This is a genomic window from Mesorhizobium bavaricum (genome assembly GCF_056781655.1).
The window spans coordinates 3,772,354-3,792,042 of record NZ_CM165566.1 but is presented as its reverse complement, the minus strand read 5'-3'; the positions used below and the strand labels follow the sequence as shown (position 1 = coordinate 3,792,042).

At 64.2% G+C, this 19,689-nt stretch carries 16 protein-coding genes; 9 read left to right on the top strand and 7 right to left on the bottom strand.

Annotated features, from left to right (window positions below):
• The first annotated feature begins 8 nt into the window (after positions 1-8).
• The 4 genes from AC1RZR_RS18570 (at position 9) to AC1RZR_RS18555 (ending at position 5,493) form a co-directional block, all read left to right on the top strand.
• Entirely contained in the window at positions 9-305 is a 297-nt protein-coding gene (locus tag AC1RZR_RS18570) for a sarcosine oxidase subunit delta (RefSeq protein ID WP_477274941.1), read from the top strand.
• Positions 302-3,298: a sarcosine oxidase subunit alpha gene (locus AC1RZR_RS18565; RefSeq protein ID WP_477274939.1), complete on the top strand. Its 2,997-nt coding sequence runs from the start codon at positions 302-304 to the stop codon at positions 3,296-3,298. Before AC1RZR_RS18570 ends, AC1RZR_RS18565 begins: the two co-directional genes overlap by 4 nt.
• Positions 3,291-3,878, top strand: a complete 588-nt coding sequence (locus tag AC1RZR_RS18560; RefSeq protein ID WP_477274937.1) for a sarcosine oxidase subunit gamma — start codon at positions 3,291-3,293, stop codon at positions 3,876-3,878. Before AC1RZR_RS18565 ends, AC1RZR_RS18560 begins: the two co-directional genes overlap by 8 nt.
• A 172-nt stretch (positions 3,879-4,050) precedes the next feature.
• The gene (locus AC1RZR_RS18555; RefSeq protein ID WP_481825539.1) at positions 4,051-5,493 is read left to right on the top strand and encodes an MFS transporter; all 1,443 of its coding nucleotides are present in this window, start codon (positions 4,051-4,053) and stop codon (positions 5,491-5,493) included.
• Between the two features lie 76 nt (positions 5,494-5,569).
• On the opposite strand, the gene AC1RZR_RS18550 is transcribed toward AC1RZR_RS18555, so the two are convergent.
• The gene (locus AC1RZR_RS18550) at positions 5,570-6,274 is read right to left on the bottom strand and encodes a nitroreductase (RefSeq protein ID WP_477274934.1); all 705 of its coding nucleotides are present in this window, start codon (positions 6,272-6,274) and stop codon (positions 5,570-5,572) included.
• Positions 6,275-6,445: 171 nt separating this feature from the next.
• Here AC1RZR_RS18550 and AC1RZR_RS18545 point away from each other — a divergent pair, with 171 nt between their 5' ends.
• The 5 genes from AC1RZR_RS18545 to AC1RZR_RS18525 all read left to right on the top strand — a co-directional run bounded on the left by AC1RZR_RS18545 (position 6,446) and on the right by AC1RZR_RS18525 (position 14,090).
• On the top strand, positions 6,446-7,042 hold the full coding sequence (locus AC1RZR_RS18545) for a helix-turn-helix domain-containing protein (protein ID WP_481825538.1): 597 nt from the start codon (positions 6,446-6,448) through the stop codon (positions 7,040-7,042).
• Positions 7,043-7,113: 71 nt separating this feature from the next.
• Positions 7,114-9,567 (top strand): GcvT family protein, encoded by a 2,454-nt coding sequence (locus tag AC1RZR_RS18540; protein ID WP_481825537.1) that lies wholly within the window; start codon positions 7,114-7,116, stop codon positions 9,565-9,567.
• Entirely contained in the window at positions 9,564-10,469 is a 906-nt protein-coding gene (locus AC1RZR_RS18535) for a homocysteine S-methyltransferase family protein (protein WP_477274928.1), read from the top strand. Before AC1RZR_RS18540 ends, AC1RZR_RS18535 begins: the two co-directional genes overlap by 4 nt.
• Entirely contained in the window at positions 10,462-11,643 is a 1,182-nt protein-coding gene (locus tag AC1RZR_RS18530) for a pyridoxal phosphate-dependent aminotransferase (protein WP_481825536.1), read from the top strand. The genes AC1RZR_RS18535 and AC1RZR_RS18530 overlap by 8 nt, the downstream gene beginning before the upstream one ends.
• A complete protein-coding gene (locus AC1RZR_RS18525) occupies positions 11,640-14,090 on the top strand; it encodes a GcvT family protein (protein ID WP_481825535.1) in 2,451 nt (816 codons plus the stop codon). Before AC1RZR_RS18530 ends, AC1RZR_RS18525 begins: the two co-directional genes overlap by 4 nt.
• Before the next feature lie 46 nt (positions 14,091-14,136).
• Here the strand turns inward: AC1RZR_RS18525 and AC1RZR_RS18520 are convergent, their stop codons facing one another.
• The 6 genes from AC1RZR_RS18520 to AC1RZR_RS18495 are packed head-to-tail and all read right to left on the bottom strand — an operon-like array spanning position 14,137 to position 19,682.
• On the bottom strand, positions 14,137-14,724 hold the full coding sequence (locus tag AC1RZR_RS18520; RefSeq protein WP_379096438.1) for an NAD(P)H-dependent oxidoreductase: 588 nt from the start codon (positions 14,722-14,724) through the stop codon (positions 14,137-14,139).
• The gene (locus tag AC1RZR_RS18515) at positions 14,724-15,305 is read right to left on the bottom strand and encodes an NAD(P)H-dependent oxidoreductase (protein WP_477274920.1); all 582 of its coding nucleotides are present in this window, start codon (positions 15,303-15,305) and stop codon (positions 14,724-14,726) included. The genes AC1RZR_RS18520 and AC1RZR_RS18515 overlap by 1 nt, the downstream gene beginning before the upstream one ends.
• Positions 15,305-16,708, bottom strand: a complete 1,404-nt coding sequence (locus AC1RZR_RS18510; RefSeq protein ID WP_481829078.1) for an FAD-binding oxidoreductase — start codon at positions 16,706-16,708, stop codon at positions 15,305-15,307. Before AC1RZR_RS18510 ends, AC1RZR_RS18515 begins: the two co-directional genes overlap by 1 nt.
• Complete coding sequence (locus AC1RZR_RS18505; protein ID WP_481825534.1) at positions 16,708-18,009, bottom strand: cytosine deaminase; 1,302 nt, start codon at positions 18,007-18,009, stop codon at positions 16,708-16,710. The genes AC1RZR_RS18510 and AC1RZR_RS18505 overlap by 1 nt, the downstream gene beginning before the upstream one ends.
• Positions 18,010-18,013: 4 nt before the next feature.
• Complete coding sequence (locus AC1RZR_RS18500) at positions 18,014-18,865, bottom strand: ABC transporter permease (protein WP_481825533.1); 852 nt, start codon at positions 18,863-18,865, stop codon at positions 18,014-18,016.
• Complete coding sequence (locus tag AC1RZR_RS18495) at positions 18,852-19,682, bottom strand: ABC transporter ATP-binding protein (RefSeq protein ID WP_477274914.1); 831 nt, start codon at positions 19,680-19,682, stop codon at positions 18,852-18,854. Before AC1RZR_RS18495 ends, AC1RZR_RS18500 begins: the two co-directional genes overlap by 14 nt.
• Positions 19,683-19,689: the final 7 nt, after the last annotated feature.

Here is a 19,689-nt window from a genome sequence, read left to right as displayed (position 1 = left end):
ACAATTCGATGCTGATCACTTGCCCCTATTGCGGCCCGCGCGACGTCATCGAGTTCACCTATCAAGGTGACGGCAACCGCGAGCGTCCCGACCCCGCCTCGCAGAATTTCGAAGCGTGGAACGCCTATGTCTACGAGCGGCTCAACCCGGCCGGCGACCACAACGAAATCTGGCAGCATTCCGGTGGTTGCCGCGCGCATCTGAGGGTCGTGCGCAACACGCTGACGCATGAGATTTTGAGCGTCGCCTTTATGCGCGGCGCTCATACCTCTACCGCGCGCCGCAAGGCGGAGGACAAGTCATGAGCCCGCGCCGCACCGACACCGGCGGCCGCATCGATCGGCTGAAAACCATCCGCTTCACCTTCGACGGTGCGGCCTACACCGGCCATGCCGGCGACACGCTGGCGTCGGCGCTGCTTGCCAAGGGCGTCACCCTCTACGGGCGCTCGTTCAAATACCACCGCCCGCGCGGCCTGCTGACAGCAGGTGTCGAAGAGCCCAACGCCTTGGTCACGGTGCTGAAGGGCGAGGTTCGCGAGCCCAACATTCCGGCGACCATGGTCGAGATCCATGACGGGCTGGTCGCCATCAGCCAGAACCGCTTTCCTTCGCTTGCCTGGGACATCAATGCCGTCAACCAGCTTGGCGGCAAGATCCTGTCGGCCGGCTTCTACTACAAGACCTTCATGGGACCGGTGGTCGGTCCGCTCAAAGGGACGCGCTTCTGGATGTTCTGCGAGCACTTCATCCGCCGCGCCGCCGGGCTCGGCAGCGCCGGATCGGCGAAGGATCCTGCCCGCTACGAACGCATGAACGCCTTTTGCGACGTGCTGGTGGTCGGCTCCGGCCCGGCCGGCCTGATGGCCGCCAAGGCCGCCGCCGATCAGGGCGCCCGCGTCATGCTGGCCGATCTCGAACCGCGCTTCGGCGGCTCGGCCAACTGGTCTGACGAAACCATCGATGGCGCGCCGGCCGCCGACTGGGCCCGCCGCACCGTCGCCCATCTCGAAGGCCGTGACAATGTCCGGCTTTTGCCGCGCACCACGGTCTGGGGCTATTACGACAACAACACGCTTGCGGCGTTGGAGCGGGTCAGCGACCACAAGGAACGGCCCGGCAAGGGTGAGCCGCGTCATCGCTACTGGGCGATCCGCGCCCGGTCCGTGGTGCTGGCCACCGGCGCCTTCGAACGGCCGCTGGTGTTCCCGGGCAATGACAGGCCGGGGGTGATGCTGGCGCATGCCGCCGAGCGCTACGCCAACGAGTTCGGCGTGCTGGCGGGCGAACGGATCGCGCTGTTCACCAACAATGACAGTGCCTATCGGGCGGCCGTTGCGTTGAAGAAGGCGGGTGCCGCGGTCGTCGCCATTGCCGACGTTCGGCCAGAGCTTTCGGCCGAGATGCGCAAGCTGGCCGCCGAGGCCGAGGCCGAGACCTTTGCCGGCCATGCCGTCGTCGCCACCGAGGGCGGCAAGGCACTGTCCGGCCTCAAGCTGCAGCGCTTCGACATGACCAATGGCATGCTCGCCGGCGACGCCCGCAGCATCCATGCCGATTGCCTGCTGATGTCGGGTGGCTGGTCGCCGACCATCCATCTGGCCAGCCAGGCCGGCGCCAAAGCGGAATGGAATGCCGCGCGGCAAGCGTTCCTGCCACCCAAGCCGACGCAGCAGCAGTGGATTGGCGCCGGCGCCTTCACCGGCAGTTTTTCCACCGCCGAGGCCATCGCCGAAGGCCGCGCCGCCGGCCTTGCCGCGGCCGGTGGAACGAGCACGCCGGCGGCGTTGCCCACCGTCGAAGCCGCACCCGGCGATCCCGATCCGGCGCCTGTGTTCGAGATCAGGGCGAAGGGCAAGAGCTTTGTCGATTTCCAACACGACGTGACTGCGGAGGATGTGCGGCTGGCGCATCGCGAAGGTTTCGTCTCGGTCGAGCACCTGAAGCGCTACACCACGCTTGGCATGGCGACCGACCAGGGCAAAAGCTCAAACGTCCCCGGCCTTGCGATCATGGCCGAAGCACTGGGCAAGCCGATCCCCGAGGTCGGTACGACGCGCTTCCGCCCGCCCTTTGCACCGGTGTCGATCGGCTCGCTGGCGGCCGAGCGCTTCGGCGATCTGAAACCCGAGCGGTTGACGCCGATGCATGACTGGCATCTCGCCAATGGCGCGACGATGTATTCCGCCGGCCTCTGGTACCGGCCGATGATCTACGGCCACGCTGGAGAGACGGTCGAGCAGGCCTATGTGCGCGAAGCCAAGGCGACGCGCGAAAGCGCCGGCATCGTCGATGTCTCGACACTGGGCAAGATTGCCGTGCAGGGGCCCGACGCCGCCGCATTCCTCGACCGCGTCTACACCAACATGTTTTCGACGCTGGCCGTCGGCAAGGCTCGCTACGGGCTGATGCTGCGCGAGGACGGCCTCGCCTTCGACGACGGCACCACCTGGCGACTTGGCGAGCAAGATTTCCTGATGACCACCACCACAGCTAACGCCGGCAAGGTCATGCAGCATCTGGAATATTTCCTCGACGTGATCTGGCCGGAGTTGAAAGTGCACGTCACCTCGGTGACCGACGAATGGGCGGGCGCCGCGATCGGCGGACCCAAGGCCAGGCAGATCCTCGCCTCTTGTGTCACCGGCACATCGGTCGACAATGCCTCACTGCCCTTCATGGGCATCGTGCGCGGCGAGATATCGGGCGTGCCGGTGATGATCTGCCGGCTGTCCTTCTCCGGCGAAATGGCCTTCGAGGTCTATTCCGGTGCCGGCTATGGCACCCATGTCTGGGAAACGTTGATCGAGGCCGGCAAGCCGTTCGGGATGGTCACCTACGGGCTCGAGGCGCTGGGCACGATGCGCATCGAAAAAGGCCATGTCACCGGCGCCGAGATCGACGGCCGCACCACGGCGCGCGATCTGCATCTCGACTGGATGCTGTCGAAGAAGAAGCCGTTCATCGGTTCGGCGATGATGGACCGCGAGGGCCTGATCGCGTCTGACCGTCTGGAACTGGTCGGCCTGATCGCGCTCGACAACCGGCCGCTCAATGGTGGTGCGCACATCGTCGAGCAGCTGGACGAGGCCGATCCGCACGGCTCGATCGGCCACATCACCGCCTGCTGCTATTCGCCGGCACTCGGCAAGCATATCGCGCTGGCGCTGGTCAAGGACGGCAAGGCGCGGCGCGGCACACGCGCCCATGTCTCCGATCCCTTGCGCAACCGGTTCGGACCGGTCGAGATCGTCTCCAATCACTTCTTCGATCCGGACGGGAGCCGCATGCATGGTTGAGCCCCAATCGCCACTTGAGCCGGAGTTTCACATCGGTTCGCACGGCAATTTCGAGCATGGCGTCGAGATCATCCTGACCGAGACGCGGCCCGACTCGATCGTGCAGCTCGCCGCCTGGCCGGGCGAAGAGAAGAAGCTGATCGCTGCCATCCGCACCGTTACCGGTCTTGCATTGCCCGATGGCGCCGGCGGCGGCCTGAGCGACGGCGTGAAGTCGGTGTTCGGCTTCGCGCCGGGAAGATTCACCGTCGCCGACGAGGCCGAAGGTCTGGCCGCGGCCTTTGCCAAGGTGGTGACGCCTGCCATCGGCACAGTGACCGACCTGTCGCATGGCCGCACCGCCATTCGCATCGCCGGACCGAAGGCCGAATGGGTGCTGGCGAAATTCTTCGCCATCGACTTCGCGCTGCCGGCCTTTCCGGTCGGTGCCGGCCGCTCGACCGCCCATCACGATGTCTTCGCCCAGATTCAGCGCACCGGCGCCGATCAGTTCGACCTCTATGTCTTTCGCTCATTCGCGCGCTCGTTCTGGAAGGCGCTCTGCCATGCCAGCGAAGAAGTCGGCTACGAGGTGCAGTAGGCGGCGCGGCCGGATGGCCGCACCGTTGCTGCTGGCATCAAGGCCAGCCGGTTCTGCCGCTAGAGAATCGCGCCGCAGGCGGCCATGATGGGAAACGTGGCCGCCAGACCGGCCCAAGGGGTATGAAAACCCCGTCTCAGACTCGGCACATTCGTTTGGTTCGAACATCCCCATGACCGCAGAAATATCCGCCGGCGCCACCGATCGCGCCGATGTGTCGGCCAGAGCCATGCTCTTGCTGCCGCTGACGGTCGCCTGCGGTGTCTTCATGACCAGCCTCGACCAGAATGTCGTGGTGACGGCCCTGCCCGGTATCGGCGAAAGCCTCGCCCGCCCGCCCAGCCAGCTCGGCCTCCTGATCACCGTCTATGTCGCCAGCCTGATCATCTCGATGCCGCTTGGCGGCTGGGCCGCCGACCGCTTCGGCCTGCGCAATGTCTATTGCTTTGCCTTGCTGGTGTTCGCCACCGCATCGGCGCTGTGCGGGCTGTCCGACAACATCTGGATGCTGGTCGGCGCACGCGCGCTGCAAGGGTTCGGCGGCGCGCTGATGGGCACGCTCGGCCAGGTCGTCATCCTGCAGACCTTTCCGCGCAGCCGCACGCTGAAGATCAACATGTATATCTCGCTTGCCGGCCAGTCCGGGCCGCTGGTCGGCCCGCTCGTCGGCGGCGCGCTGACCACCTACATTTCCTGGCGCTGGATCTTCTTTATCAACGTGCCGTTCGCGCTGGCGGCGGCCTTTCTCGCCGCCTCGCTGTTTCCGACAGTCACCAAGCCGGTGCGCACGCCGTTCGATTTTCCAGGCTTTCTGCTGGTCGGCAGCGGCATGGTCCTGCTGGTCTTCGGCATGGATTCGCTGGCCGCCAAGGACGCGGCCGGCGGCGTCATCGCCGGTGAACTGGCGCTGGCGCTAGTCATCCTGACCGTCGCCTCATTTTACTGCCTGCGCGTGCGCAATCCGCTGCTCGATCTCAAGCTCTTGCGCATCCGCACCTTCCGCATCTCGTTCCTGACCGGCGGCGGGCTGGACACGATCGGCCTCAGCTCGGTCGTCTTCCTGCTGCCGTTGATGTTCCAGCTCGGCTTCGGCATGAGCGCGGTGCAGGCGGGATCGCTGACCTTCGTTGCCGCGGTCGGCTCGGTCGCGATGCGGTTCTTCATGCCGCGCGTCCTCAACCGGTTCGGCTTCCGCCGCGTGCTGGTCTACAACACGCCGATCGTCGCCGCCATGGTCGCCGGCTTCGCCTTGATGCAGGCGACCACGCCGGTCTGGATCGTGCTTGCCTACATCTTCATCTTCGGCATCTTCCGCTCGGCGCAATGGGCGTCGACCGGCAACCTCGCCTATTCCGACATCGCACCAGAGCAGCTCGCCCGCTTCAGCGCGCTCTATTACATCCTGTGGCAGCTGGCGGTGGCGATCAGCGTCGGCCTCGCCGCTGCAGCACTGTCGTGTCTGGCCGGGGGCGGCCCGGCCGTCGCCGACGATTTCCGGATCCTGTTCGTCATCGAGGGCGTCATCACGCTCTGCGCCCTGCTCGCCTATCTCAAGCTGACGCCGCAGGACGGCGCCCATGTCAGCGGCCACGGCATGCAGATGAATACCGAATAGTGCATGTCGCCCAAAAGTGAGCAGCGGTTTGGGATAACGACATGCACAGGTGACGGCCAGCCGCCAGCGGGCCGCTTCACTCGCTGAACGTCACCCAGTCTTCCAGCGGTACGCGGTCGGTGCGGAAGGCATTTTCGGGCTTGGAAATGTCCTCAAGGCCGAGCGCCATGCCGCAGACGACGATTTCCTCGTCTGGAATGTTGAGCACCGGCCTGATCTGCCGGTGATAGGGCGCGAACGCCGCCTGCGGGCAGGTGTGCAGGCCCCTGCCCCGCGCCGCGACCATGATGTTCTGCAGGAACATGCCGTAGTCGATCCATGAGCCCTGGTTGAGCCGGCGGTCGATGGTGAAGATCATGCCGACCGGCGCGTCGAAGAAGACGAAGTTGCGGTCGTGCTGGGCGCGCATCTTGTCGACCTCCCGGCGGCCGATGCCGAGCGCGCCATAGAGGCCGAAGCCGTTGGCGCGGCGGCGGGTCAGATAGGGTTCGAAGAACTGGGTCGGATAGTAGCGGTACTCGTCCCAGTCGGCCTTTTCGGCGCGGATGCCGGAGTTGAGAATGGCATCGGTGATCTGCTGCTTGGTCTCGCCCTTGGTGACGTAGACCTTCCATGGCTGCATGTTTGTCCCGGACGGAGCGCGCGCCGCAACCGCCAGAATGGCGCGGATGGTGTCGTCATCGACCATGTCGGGCAGGAATGCGCGCACCGAGCGACGCGACAGAATCGCCTCGTCGACGATCTCGGCGTCATCCACGATTCGAGCCTTGTTCTCCAGCATGGGCCGTGCCTTACCCTTTGTCTCGATCGGACGTCCCCACTCGCCGCTCGCGGCCGAGCCTTTGCATGAACCGCCAAAATCGCGCAAGCGAATCTTGAGCATTGGTGAAAATCTGCTTGATTTTTTCACGAGCTTGTTTTCTCATGAAATTTGACTGGAACTTTTCATGAAGTGGCCGTTTTGCCTTCACCTACCGCAAGAACATGGCAGGGACCTGACGAACGTGTGCTGGCCAGCGATATCAGGGCGTTGCGCAAGACGCGTGGGCTGACGCTCGCGGAAATCGCCCTGAAACTTGGCCGTTCGGTCGGCTGGGTCAGCCAGGTCGAACGTGGCCTCTCGACACCATCGCTCAGCGACCTCAGAGCTTTCGCCGAACTGTTCGGCGTGCCGATCAGCCTGTTCTTCAGCCATGATGTGCCAGTCGAAAGCGAGCGCGGCGTGGTTGTGCGCGCCGGCAGGCGCCGTACGCTTGGCACAAGCGAATCCGGCCTGGTGGAGGAGCTTCTGTCGCCCGATCTCGGCGGTAGCTTCGAGATGGTGCGTTCGGTCTTCGCGCCGGGCGCGGAACTGAAAACCGAGGCGCGCCGGCCAACCGAGGAGGCCGGATACGTCGCATCCGGACTGTTCGACATCGAGATATCAGGCGTCTGGCACCGGCTTGGCGAAGGCGACTCCTTTCGCTTCGAAGGCAGGCCCTACCGCTGGCGCAATCCGGGTACCGAGCCGGCGGTTGTCATCTGGGTGGTTTCGCCACCGGTCTATTGAATGCATGTCGCCCAAAAGTGTGCGGTGGGATAACGAGCGCAACGCGCTTTAGGTTTGTTGGGGAGAAGAACATGGCCGGTTTGCCGAGCACGGCACGCGTGGTGATCATCGGAGGTGGTGCCGTCGGCACGTCCTCGCTCTATCATCTGGCCAAGGGGGGCTGGACCGACTGCGTGCTTTTGGAAAAGAACGAGTTGACCTCCGGCTCGACCTGGCATGCCGCCGGCAATGTGCCGACCTTCTCTTCGTCCTGGTCGCTGATGAACATGCAGCGCTATTCGACCGAGCTTTACCGCGGGCTGGCCGAAGCGGTCGACTATCCCATGAACTACCACGTCACCGGTTCGCTGCGCCTTGCCCATACGAACGAGCGCATGCAGGAGTTCCAGCGTGCCAAGGGCATGGGCCGCTATCAGGGTATGGACATCGACGTCGTCGGCGTCGATGAGATCAAGCGCCGCTACCCCTTCATCGAGACGCATGAGTTGAAGGGCGCGCTCTACGACCCGAGCGACGGCGATATCGATCCGGCGCAGCTCACCCAGGCGCTGGCCAAGGGCGCGCGCGACATGGGCGCCAGGATCATCCGCTTCTGCCCGGTCACCGGCGTGCGCCGCGAGAACGACGAGTGGGTGATCGAGACTGCGCAAGGCGAAATCCGCTGCGAGATCGTCGTCAATGCCGCCGGCTACCGCGCCGCCGAAGTCGGCAAGATGTTCGGCCGCGAGGTGCCGATGATGGTGATGAGCCATCAGTACATCTTGTTCGAGGAAATCCCCGAGCTGGCGGCATGGTCAAAGGAACAGGGCAAAAAACTGCCGCTGCTGCGCGACGTCGACACCTCCTACTATCTGCGCCAGGAAAAGAACGGCATGAATCTTGGCCCCTATGAGCGCAATTGCCGCGCGCACTGGGCGACCCACAACGACCCGATGCCGGAGGACTTTTCCTTCCAATTGTTCCCCGACGATCTCGACCGGCTGGAACATTATCTGGCCGATGCCGTCGCCCGCGTGCCGATCCTGGGCACGGCCGGCCTGTCCAAGGTCATCAACGGGCCGATCCCCTACACGCCGGACGGCAATCCGCTGATCGGCCCGATGCCTGGCGTTCCCAACGCTTTCGAGGCTTGCGTCTTCACCTTCGGCATCGCCCAGGGCGGCGGCGCCGGCAAGGTGCTGGCTGAATGGGTGACGCAGGGCCAGACCGAATGGGACACGTGGTCGTGCGATCCGCGCCGCTTCACCTCCTTCGCCGCGGCGCCGGACTACTGCGTCACCAAAGGCATGGAGATCTACGGCAACGAATACGCCATCCAGTTCCCGCGCCATGCCTGGCCGGAAGGCCGCGACCGCAAGCTGTCGCCGATTCATGATCGCATCAAGGCGTTTGGGGCCCGTTTCGATGCCTACAACGGCTGGGAGCGCGCCACCTGGTACGCGAAAGACGGCGACGACATCTCCGAGGAAGCGACACTGACCTTCCTTCGCGAAGGACCGTGGCATCATCGCGTCCGCGAGGAATGTCTGGCCGTCCGCGACGCGGCCGGCATCCTCGACCTGCCGGGCTTCTCGCGCTTCAACCTTGAAGGCCCCGGTGCCGCCGAATGGCTGAGCCTGCAGGTCACCGGACTGGTGCCGAAGCCCGGCCGCATCGGCCTCGTTTATTTCGCCGACGACAAGGGCCGCATCGTCACCGAAATGTCTGTCGTGCGTCACGACGAGAATCTGATGACGCTGATCACCGCGGCGGTTGCGCAATGGCATGATTTCGAGTGGCTGAAGTCGCGCATACCCAAGGACGCACCGTTCAAGCTGATCGATCGGACCGAGGAATTCTCCACCCAGATCCTGGCCGGCCCCAACTCGCGAAAAATCCTCGCCGATGTCTGTGACGCCGACCTCACTCTGCCATGGCTGACGCATCAGGAGACCAAGATCGCCGGCCGATGGGCGAAGCTTATTCGCGTTTCCTTCGCCGGCGAGCTCGGCTGGGAAATCCACACCCGGGTCGACGACACCGCCGCCATCTTTGACGCCATCTGCGCGGCAGGACAGCAGCATGGTCTGAAGCCATTCGGCATGTATGCGCTGGATTCGCTCAGGCTCGAAAAAGGCTACCGCACCTGGAAAGGCGACCTGTCGACCGACTATTCGATCCTCCAGGGCGGACTGGAGCGCTTTGTCAAATGGGACAAGCCCGACTTCCGCGGCAAAGCGGCCCTGCTGAACGAGAAGCAGCAGGGCGTGAAGAAGCGCTTCGTCACTCTGGTCGTCGAGAACCCCGGTGGCTGCGACGCCCCTTCTGTTTCCACACTCTGGCACGACGGCAAGATCGTCGGCGAGACGACATCAGGCGGCTGGGGTCATCGCATCGACAAATCGATCGCGCTCGGCATGCTGCGCGCCGATCTGGCGGAACCGGGCACGACGATCGAGGTCGAAATCTTCGGTGACCGTTTTCAGGCGGTTGTGCAGAAGGACGAGCCTTTGTGGGATCCGAAGAACGAGAGGTTGCGCGCATGAAGAAAATCATCCTGACGGATGGCGGCATGGGTCAGGAACTGGTCCGCCGCAGCAAATCCGAGCCGACGCCGCTATGGTCGGCCAGGGTGCTGATCGACGAGCCGGATCTGGTGCGCGACCTGCACGCGGAATTCATCCGTGCCGGCGCCCGCGTCATCACCATCAACACCTATTCGGCGACCCCCGAACGCCTGGCGCGCGAGGGCGCGGAAGACCTCTTCAAGCCTTTGCAGAAGCGCGGCATCGAATTGGCCAAGCAGGCCCGCGACCAGGCCGGCGATGCAGCGATCGCCGGCTGCCTGTCACCGCTTTTCGGCAGCTACGCGCCCGCGCTGACCATTTCATATCAGGATACGCTCGACATCTATCGCCGCATCGTTGCCGAGCAGGCTGATGGCGTCGACCTGTTCCTGTGCGAGACCATGGCGTCGGCCGAGGAAGCGCGCGCGGCGGTCACAGCGGCATCGGAAAGCGGCAAACCCATATGGGTATCTTGGACACTGGCCGATCACGGCAAGCCACGCCTGCGCAGTGGCGAGACAATAGCCGCCGCGGCAAGCGCGCTCGACGGCCTGACAGTCGCCGCGCGGCTGCTCAACTGCTGCCGGCCGGAAGCGATCGCCGCGGCTTTGCCTGAACTGATCGAACTCGGCGGCCCGGTCGGCGCCTATGCCAATGGCTTCACCTCCACCGAAGCGCTCAAGCACGGCGGCACCGTCGATGTGCTGCATGCTCGCCACGACCTCGGTCCAGACGCCTATGCCGACCAGGCGATTGGCTGGGTCGAGGGCGGCGCGGACATCGTCGGCGGCTGCTGCGAAGTCGGACCGCCACACATCGCCGCGTTGCGCGACCGGCTCGGACACGCCGGCTATGAAATTTCTGGAGGTATACATGCCTAGACCATCGTCGCGCATTTCGGGCATCGTGCCTTCGGGCAAGGACGGCTGGGAAGTCCACTCGGCCGCCTGGGCCCGCAAGGCGGCCGGCGAAGACATCATCATGCTGTCGGTCGGCGACCATGATTTCGATACGCCTTCGGAAACGATCGAAGCCTGCGTGGCAGCGGTTCGCGGCAGCAACCACCACTACACCCCGCTTCCCGGCCTGCCGCGCCTGCGCAAGGCAATGGCGGCAGCCTCGAGCGCCTGCACCGGCATTGAGACCACGCCGGATCAGGTCATCGCCACGCCGGGCGGCCAGGCCGCACTCTACGCGGCCGTGCAAGCTGTGCTCGACCAGGGCGACCATGCCATCGTGGTGGCGCCATACTACGCCACCTATCCCAACACGTTCAGCGCCGCCGGTGCCAGTTTCACCGTGGTCGAGACGCCGGCCGAGGATGGCTTCCAGCCGCACGCTGACATGATCCGCGCGGCACTTCGACCGAACACGCGCGCCATTCTGATCAACACACCGAACAACCCGACCGGTGCGGTCTATTCGCGCGAGCGGCTGGAGCAACTGGCTGAGGTCTGCAGGGAACATGACCTCTGGCTGCTGTCGGACGAGGTCTACTGGACACTGGGCGGCGGCGAGCACGTCTCGCCGCGCTCGCTGCCCAGCATGGCCGAGCGCACACTGGTCATCAATTCCATGTCGAAGAGCCACGGCATGACCGGCTGGCGCATGGGTTGGCTGACAGGCCCCAGCGAGATGATCTCGCTGCTGATCAATCTCAATCTGGTGACGACCTATGGCTTGCCGGCCTTCATCTCGATTGCCTGCGCCGAGGCGCTCGAGAACCGTTATGGCGTCAAGGAGATCGCCGAGCGCTACGCCGCGCGCCGCACCGTCCTGCTCGACGCCGTGCGTGGCATGAACGATGTGACCGTGCGCGGTTCCGAGGGCGGTATGTACGTCATGCTCGACATATCAGCGGTCGAACCCGACGACGAGAAATTCGCGTGGGCCTTGCTCGACAAGGAAAGGGTTGGCGTGATGCCCGGCTCCAGCTTCGGCGAGGCCGCCGCCGGTCACATTCGCATCAGCCTCTGCCAGCCGGAGCCCGTGCTGCAAGAAGCAGCGCTTCGGCTGCGCCGTTTTGCTTCCAGCTATCGCCGCGAGGCCGCATGACCGCCAAGGCCATCCCCACCAAGGCAAGAGCCGTCATCATTGGAGGGGGCGTCTCCGGCTGTTCGGTCGCTTACCATCTGGCCAAGCTCGGCTGGACCGACATCGTGCTGCTGGAACGCAAGCAGCTGACGTCGGGTACGACCTGGCATGCCGCCGGCCTGATCGGCCAGTTGCGCGGTTCACAGAACATGACGCGGCTGGCGAAATACTCCGCCGACCTCTACGTCAAGCTGGAAGCCGAGACCGAGGTTGGCACCGGCATGCGCCAGGTCGGCTCGATCACCGTGGCGCTGACCGAGGAGCGCAAGCACGAGATCTACCGGCAGGCGTCGCTTGCCCGCGCCTTCGATGTCGATGTCCGCGAGATTTCACCCAAGGAAGTCAAGGAGTTGTACCCGCATCTCAATGTCTCCGACGTCGTCGGTGCCGTGCACCTGCCGCTCGACGGCCAGTGCGACCCTGCCAACATCGCCATGGCTCTGGCCAAGGGCGCGCGTCAGCGCGGTGCCACCATCGTCGAGAATGTGAAGGTCACCAAGGTCCATGCCAAGGCCGGCCGCGTCACCGGCGTGTCGTGGGCGCAAGGCCAGGAGCAAGGCACCATCGAGGCTGACATCGTCGTCAACTGTGCCGGCATGTGGGCGCGTGAGCTTGGCGCCCAGAACGGCGTCACCATCCCGTTGCACGCCTGCGAACACTTCTACCTCGTCACCGAGCCGATCCCCGGCCTCACTCGGCTGCCGGTGCTGCGCGTGCCCGACGAGTGCGCTTACTACAAGGAAGACGCCGGCAAGATGATGCTCGGCGCCTTTGAGCCGGTGGCGAAGCCATGGGGCATGGACGGCATTCGCGAGGATTTCTGCTTCGACCAGTTGCCGGAGGACATGGAGCATTTCGAGCCGATCCTCGAAATGGGCGTCAACCGCATGCCGATGCTGGCGACGGCCGGCATCCACACCTTCTTCAACGGTCCCGAGAGTTTTACGCCCGACGACCGCTACTATCTCGGTGAAGCGCCGGAGCTGTCCGGCTACTGGATGGCGACAGGCTACAATTCGATCGGCATTGTCTCGTCCGGCGGCGCCGGCATGGCGCTGGCGCAGTGGATCAATGACGGCGAGGCACCGTTCGATCTGTGGGAAGTCGACATCCGCCGTGCCCAACCGTTCCAGAAGAACCGCCGTTACCTCAAGGAGCGCGTCTCGGAAACGCTCGGCCTGCTCTATGCCGACCATTTCCCTTATCGGCAGATGGCGACGTCGCGCAATATCAGGCGCTCACCGCTGCATGAGCATCTGAAGGCGCGTGGCGCCGTGTTCGGTGAAGTCGCCGGCTGGGAGCGCGCCAACTGGTTCGCGCGTGAGGGACAGGAGCGCGAATACCGCTATTCATGGAAGCGCCAGAACTGGTTCGACAACCAGCGCGAGGAGCATCTGGCGGTCAGGAACAAGGTCGGCCTGTTCGACATGACCTCGTTCGGCAAGATCCGCGTCGAGGGCCGCGACGCCTGTGCCTTTCTGCAGAAACTCTGCGCCAACGACATGGATGTGGCACCGGGCAAGATCGTCTACACCCAAATGCTCAACCAGCGCGGCGGCATCGAGAGCGACCTCACCGTGTCGCGGCTCTCCGAGACGGCGTTTTTCCTCGTCGTCCCTGGCGCGACTTTGCAGCGCGACCTCGCCTGGCTGCGCAAGCATCTAGTAGACGATTTCGTGGTCATCACCGACGTGACGGCGGCCGAAGCCGTGCTCTGCCTGATGGGACCGGACTCGCGAAAGCTGATCCAGAAGGTCAGCCCGAACGATTTCTCCAACGAAGCCAACCCGTTCGGGACTTTCCAGGAGATCGAGATCGGCATGGGCCTGGCCCGCGCCCACCGCGTCACCTATGTCGGCGAACTCGGCTGGGAGCTCTATGTCTCGACCGACCAGGCAGCCCATGTCTTCGAGGCGATCGACGAGGCTGGCGCGGATGTCGGCTTGAAGCTCTGCGGCCTGCACACGCTGGATTCCTGCCGCATCGAAAAAGCCTTCCGGCATTTCGGCCACGACATCACCGATGAGGACAATGTGCTGGAAGCAGGCCTTGGCTTTGCCGTGAAGACGGCCAAGGGCGACTTCATCGGTCGCGATGCGATCCTGCGCAAGAAGGAGACCGGATTGAAGCGCCGGCTGGTCCAGTTCCGGCTGAAGGACTCGCAGCCGCTGCTGTTCCACAACGAGGCGATCCTGCGCGACGGCAAGATCGTCGGCCCGATCACCTCCGGCAATTACGGCCATCATCTCGGCGGCGCCGTCGGGCTGGGCTACGTACCGTGCCAGGGCGAAAGCGAAGCGGATGTGCTGGCCTCATCCTACGAGATCGAGATCGCCGGCGAACGTTTTGCCGCGGAAGCGTCGCTGAAGCCGATGTATGATCCGAAGTCGGAGCGGGTGAAGATGTAGCGCCTTACCCTTCTCCCCATGAAACGGGGAGAAGGACGCCAATCCGTCAAAACCGCTCCAGCTTCGCCCGCACTTTCGCCAGAAACGCGGCCCGCGTCCGCGGCGTCGAAGCATCCATCAGATAGTGCGCGAGAAAGAAGGTCCGGCACCGCGTCGCGCACAGCGCCCGCATGCCGCGCAGCAGGGTCTTGCGTCCGGGCTGGCCGACGACGACACTCCACCAGGTCGGCGCGCCGCAGGTGGTGATGACACCGACCTTGGTCACATGCGTCATCAGCGATTTGATGCGCCCCTTGCCCACCGGCAGCTTGAAGGCGACGTCCGTCGCCCACACCCGGTCGAGCCAGCCCTTCAGCATCGCCGGCAGCCCGTACCACCAGGTCGGATAGACGAACAGGATCGCTTCGGCCCAGTTGAGCAGCTCGAAATGCGGCTTCAGCGCCGGATCCTGCGGCGCCTGGTCATTGTAGGAACGCCGCTCGTCGCAGCCCATCACCGGATCGAATTTCTCGGCATAGAGATCGAGCAGCCGCACCTCCCAGCCCCTCGCCTTCAGCACTTCGACGGCAGTGTCGCGGATCGAAGCGCAAAAACTTTCCGGCACCGGATGGCAGTAGACCACCAGCGCGCGCATCAGAAGGCGTCCATGCTGGCCGCGACCTTGACCATGAAGGCCTTGCGCGTCTCGATGGTCGACAGGTTCATCGCATAGTGCGCGAGATAGCTCACCGGCGCGCCCGGCTTTACCGTGGCGCGCAGCATGCGCTTGATCAGCTTGCGTGGCGGGTCGCCCATCAGCATGGCGCGGAACCGGCTGCCGCCATAGGTGGTGACCGCCGCGACCTTGACTATGTTGTGCAGCGATGGCTGCACCTTGCCATTGACCAGCTTGAACGACACGCCAGGTAGGAAGACGCGATCGAAGAAGCCCTTCAGGATCGCCGGAAAGCCGTAGTTCCAGACAGGATAGGAAAGCACCAGCGCATCGGCCCGCAGCAGGCGCTCGACATAAGGCGCCACCGTGTCGGCGGGGCCGCGCTGATTGTGATAGTCCAGCCGTTCCTGGCGCGTCAGCCGCGGATCGAAATCCTCGGCGTAGAGATCGCAATCATCGACCGTATGGCCCGCTGCCGTCAGCCGCTCGACGATCATCCGGTGCAGGCCGGCGTTGAAGCTGGCCTCGACCGGATGAGCATGGAGGACGAGGATGTTCATCAGCCTGCCTTTTGCAGCCCCTTGAACAGGAAGGTCCGGCCCGAACGGTAGTCGTAATCCGGGTTTTCCCAGGCGATCATCTTGCCGGGGTTGAGCAGGCCTTGCGGATCGGTCTCGCGCTTGAAGGCAAGCTGCACCGCGTCCGTCTGCTTCATGCCGCCCTCTTCCAGAGTGTAGCGGTGCGGGTTGAAGATCGGGCAGCCATTCTCCTCATGCAGGCGCACGATCTCGTCGAGCCGCGCCTCTGTGGTGAACTTCACCAGCGGCAGGCCGAAGCAGGTGATGTTGCCGTCCAGCCGAACGAATTCGAGATGCGAGAACACCTCGCCGGGGAACATCGCATCCATCTTCTCGACCAGCGCCAGCTGGTTGGGAAAGGGATAGAGCGATTGCAGATAGGTGATCGAGGGGTCGACGCGCAGCGCCCTGAGCGTGGTGTGGTTCCAGGCCAGCTCATAGGCCGGCGGCAGGCCCTTCTTATCCTCCGGCGTTGCTGTGGCGGCATTGAAGATCACCTCGCCACCGGCACGGCGGGTGAACGCAAGGAAGGCGTCTAGCCCATGCTGCGCCACCATGACGACACAGATGCTTAGCCCATCGCTCAGGAACTTCTGGTGCCGCTTGAAATAGAGCTGCGGCACGGGAGCCGCGATCGGCGTGATCAGCTTGGTAAGGATGCCGTCCTGGCAAGCCAGCGCATTGCCATAGCGGGCCGCGTCCATGAAGACGTCGAAGCCGACGATGACATCGATCCAGTCGTAAGCTGCGGTCAGCGGCATCTCGACTTCAGTAATGATGCCGTTGGTGCCATAGGCGTGGGTTACCTTGTGCAGATCCTCGCCGGTGAGTTCGAGCGCTTTCGGCTCGGCCTCCATGGTCACCACGCGCAGCCGCAGGACATTGCCGAAATCGCGCAGGCCGCCGAAATTGATCGAGCCGACGCCGCCCGAACCCCCGGCGATGAAGCCACCGATCGAGGCGGTGTTGTAGGTCGACGGCGACAACCGGAGTTCCTGTCCCGAATGCGCCCGCGTTGCCTTGTCGATGTCGGCCAGAACTGCGCCCGGGCCGGTCACCACACGACCCGGCGCGATCGACTTGATCTCGTTCATCTCGGCAAGGTTGAGCACCACGCCGCCCGAAAGCGGCATCGCCTGGCCGTAATTGCCGGTGCCACTGCCACGCGGCGTCACCGGCACGCCATGTCGGTGACAGGCGGCAAGCACGCGGATCAGTTCGGCCTCGTTCTTCGGCGTGACGATCAGGTCGCCGGTGACATGATCGAGCTGCTGCTTCAGCACCGGGCTGTACCAATAGAAGTCGCGGCTCTTCTGCTGGACGATGGCTGGATTGTCGTCGAGCTTCAGCCCGTCGAGATCGCGTTTGAGCGCCGAAACGTCCATCATTCCACCATCAGTCCATCGAGTTCGGCATAGTCGGGCAGTTGCCGGTCGATCGCGCGCCCGGCGCGCACGACGATGCGATCCGATTCGGGCCGCGACAGCAATTCCGTCCAGTTCCGGGCCTTGAACACGATGAAGTCGGCATCGCCGCCAGCAGCAAGCGTGCCGAAACCGTCGAGCCGCATCACCTTGGCCGGTGTCGCGGTGACCGCTTGCGGCCAATCGGCGACAGGATGATCGAAATGCAGGATGCGCGTCGCCATGCGGTAGACCTCCAGCATGTCGAGATCGCCATAGGCATAGAAAGGATCACGCGTGTTGTCGGAAGCAACCGCCACCGGAATGCCCCTGGCCTTCATTTCGTGCAGCAGCGTCACGCCGCGCCAGCGCGGCGTGGTGTGGTCAGCCCGCCGGTCCTGCAGATAGAGGTTGCACATCGGCAGCGACACGATTGCGAGCCCGGCCTTCGCCACCTTGTCCAACGTGTCGAGCACCTCGAGGTCCGGCTGGCGCGCCAGGGAACAGCAATGGCCGACGAGGATGTTGCCCTCGAAACTGTTCCAGAGTGCCGCCTCGGCGATCTTCTTCAGCGAGATCGCGGCGATGTCATCCGTCTCGTCGGCATGGAAATCGAGATCGAGGCCATGCTTGATCGCCTGCCCGAAGACGTGGTCGAGCAGCTCTTCCAGATCCGGCACCATATAGGTGACGACACCAAGCACACCCTTGGCCGCGGCAACCCTTTTTGCCAGCCTGTCGAACCATTTCCTGTCGCGCACGCCCTCGATGCCGATCAGGCATGCGCCCTGCAATTCGATCCGGCCGCGCCATGTCTCACGCATCGTCTCGAATACGGGCCAGGAGATTTCCTCCTGCGGCGCGACGCTGTCGAGATGGGTTCGCAGCGCCCTGGTGCCATGCGCGTAGGCCGAGCGCAGCGAGAAATCCATGCGCCGCGCCACGTCCTCGGCGCTCCAGCGGGCGGCGCGGTCGGCACCGGTGGCATTTAGCGCTCCCATGAAGGTGCCGTCGGGATTGGGTTTTCGCGGCCAGATATGACCCTTGTCGATGTGAGTGTGGCAGTCGACGAAGCACGGCAGGATGATACGTCCGCCGAGGTCGACTGCGTTCACCGCGACTGCTGTACGGCCATGTGCGGCAATGCCTGCGATTTTTCCGTCAGCGACGGCGATGTCGGCAAGCGCAAAGCCATCGCTGTCGACGGTTGCGACAAGGCCGAGCGTCAGGGACGCGTGCAGCCGGGCGTTGGTGAGGCGGTATGAACCTGTGTTCGGTACCAAGAAACTAGCGCTCCTGCTTCAGCGCGCTTTCGTGCCAGCGCCTTAGAATGAGATGCGAAATCAGCGACAGCACAAGGAAGATCAGGATGCCGGTGATCGAGATCAGGAACAGCGCCGCGAACAGTCGCGGCGCATTGAGCCGGTAGCCGGCCTCGATGATGCGCGAGGCAAGCCCGGACGACTGGCCGGTCGTGCCGGCGACGAACTCGGCCACCACGGCGCCGATCAGTGACAGGCCGCCGGCGATCTTCAACCCGCCGAGGAAATACGGCATTGCCGCCGGTAGTCGCAGATACCGCAACTGTTGCCAGCGCGTCGCGCCGTTGAGCTTGAACATATCGCGCAGATTGCGGTCGACGGAGTTGAGGCCGAGCGTGGTGTTGGACAGGATCGGAAAGAAGGCGACGATCCAGGCACACAGCAGAAGCTTCGTCGTCTGGTTGTCGACATAGATGTTGATCAGCGGAAAGATCGCCACGATCGGCGTCACCTGCAGCACGATGGCGAACGGGAAGAACGACATCTCGACCCATTTCGATTGCGCGAACAGCACCGCCAACCCGACCCCGCCGACAACAGCGAGAAGCAGGCTGAGGAAGGTGATGCGCAAGGTCACCAGCAGCGAGGAGAACAGCAGGCCGGCATCGTTGTAGAGTGTGAACAGCACGACGCCGGGGCGCGGCAGGATGTATTGCGGGATTTCGTTCCACACGCAGATGCGATCCCACAGCCAGATCGCCAGGATCATGATCGCCAGTGGCAACACCCAGCGGCCGACCCGCTCGAGCCGCTCCTGGCGCACGCGGCGCGCTTCCTCGGGGTCGAGTTTGAGGACGCCCTCGTCAATGGCCGTCATGATGCACGCCCGCCGTTGAATTGATGGCCTTGACCAGCACATCGGAAGCTTGCCGGCAAAGTGCCGCGTAGTCGGGCGAGGTGCGAAACGCCTCGTCGCGCGGATAGGCCGCCTCGATCGCGAGTTCGTCGAACACCCTGCCCGGCCGCGCCGCCATGACGACGACGCGGTTGGAGAGAAACACGCTTTCGAAGACGCTGTGGGTGACGAAGACGACGGTGAAGCGCTCGTCCTGCCACAGCTCCAGAAGGTCATTGTTGAGCTTGAAGCGGGTGATCTCGTCGAGCGCGGCGAACGGTTCGTCCATCAACAGCACGCGCGGCTTGGTCACCATCGCGCGCGCGATCGAGACACGCATCTTCATGCCGCCCGACAGTTCGCGCGGCACCGCGTCTTCGAAGCCGGTCAGGTGAACCCGCGCCAGCATTTCCGTCACCGCCGGTGCCGCCTTGGCACGGGAAACCCCTTTCAGCCTGAGCGGCAGCCAGACATTGTCGAAGACGCTGGCCCAGGGCAGCAGTGTCGGCTCCTGGAACACGAAGCCGATGTTCGAGCGGTCAAGCGAGCCGCCACCGCGCCAGTCGAGCACGCCGGAGGTCGGCGTCGACAGGCCGGCGATCAGCCGCAGCGCCGTCGACTTGCCGCAACCTGACGGTCCGAGCAGGCTGAGGAAATCGCCTTCCCGGATCGTCAGATCGACATCGCTGAGCGCTGTCACGCCGTTGGAAAAGACCTTGCCAACGCCACGCAGCGCCAGCAATGTCGGAGCGACATCCGACGCGCTCGCCGGCGCTTGCGCCACATTCTCCTGCATCATGCCGGAA

Bases quoted from the DNA above. Each gene is read 5' to 3' on its own strand.
- AC1RZR_RS18550 (WP_477274934.1), bottom strand. From the start codon at position 6,274: ATGCTGGAGAACAAGGCTCGAATCGTGGATGACGCCGAGATCGTCGAC.
- AC1RZR_RS18560 (WP_477274937.1), top strand. From the start codon at position 3,291: ATGGTTGAGCCCCAATCGCCACTTGAGCCGGAGTTTCACATCGGTTCG.
- AC1RZR_RS18530 (WP_481825536.1), top strand. From the start codon at position 10,462: ATGCCTAGACCATCGTCGCGCATTTCGGGCATCGTGCCTTCGGGCAAG.
- AC1RZR_RS18495 (WP_477274914.1), bottom strand. From the start codon at position 19,682: ATGATGCAGGAGAATGTGGCGCAAGCGCCGGCGAGCGCGTCGGATGTC.
- AC1RZR_RS18540 (WP_481825537.1), top strand. From the start codon at position 7,114: ATGGCCGGTTTGCCGAGCACGGCACGCGTGGTGATCATCGGAGGTGGT.
- AC1RZR_RS18535 (WP_477274928.1), top strand. From the start codon at position 9,564: ATGAAGAAAATCATCCTGACGGATGGCGGCATGGGTCAGGAACTGGTC.
- AC1RZR_RS18525 (WP_481825535.1), top strand. From the start codon at position 11,640: ATGACCGCCAAGGCCATCCCCACCAAGGCAAGAGCCGTCATCATTGGA.
- AC1RZR_RS18565 (WP_477274939.1), top strand. From the start codon at position 302: ATGAGCCCGCGCCGCACCGACACCGGCGGCCGCATCGATCGGCTGAAA.
- AC1RZR_RS18510 (WP_481829078.1), bottom strand. From the start codon at position 16,708: ATGGACGTTTCGGCGCTCAAACGCGATCTCGACGGGCTGAAGCTCGAC.
- AC1RZR_RS18500 (WP_481825533.1), bottom strand. From the start codon at position 18,865: ATGACGGCCATTGACGAGGGCGTCCTCAAACTCGACCCCGAGGAAGCG.
- AC1RZR_RS18570 (WP_477274941.1), top strand. From the start codon at position 9: ATGCTGATCACTTGCCCCTATTGCGGCCCGCGCGACGTCATCGAGTTC.
- AC1RZR_RS18515 (WP_477274920.1), bottom strand. From the start codon at position 15,305: ATGAACATCCTCGTCCTCCATGCTCATCCGGTCGAGGCCAGCTTCAAC.
- AC1RZR_RS18520 (WP_379096438.1), bottom strand. From the start codon at position 14,724: ATGCGCGCGCTGGTGGTCTACTGCCATCCGGTGCCGGAAAGTTTTTGC.
- AC1RZR_RS18555 (WP_481825539.1), top strand. From the start codon at position 4,051: ATGACCGCAGAAATATCCGCCGGCGCCACCGATCGCGCCGATGTGTCG.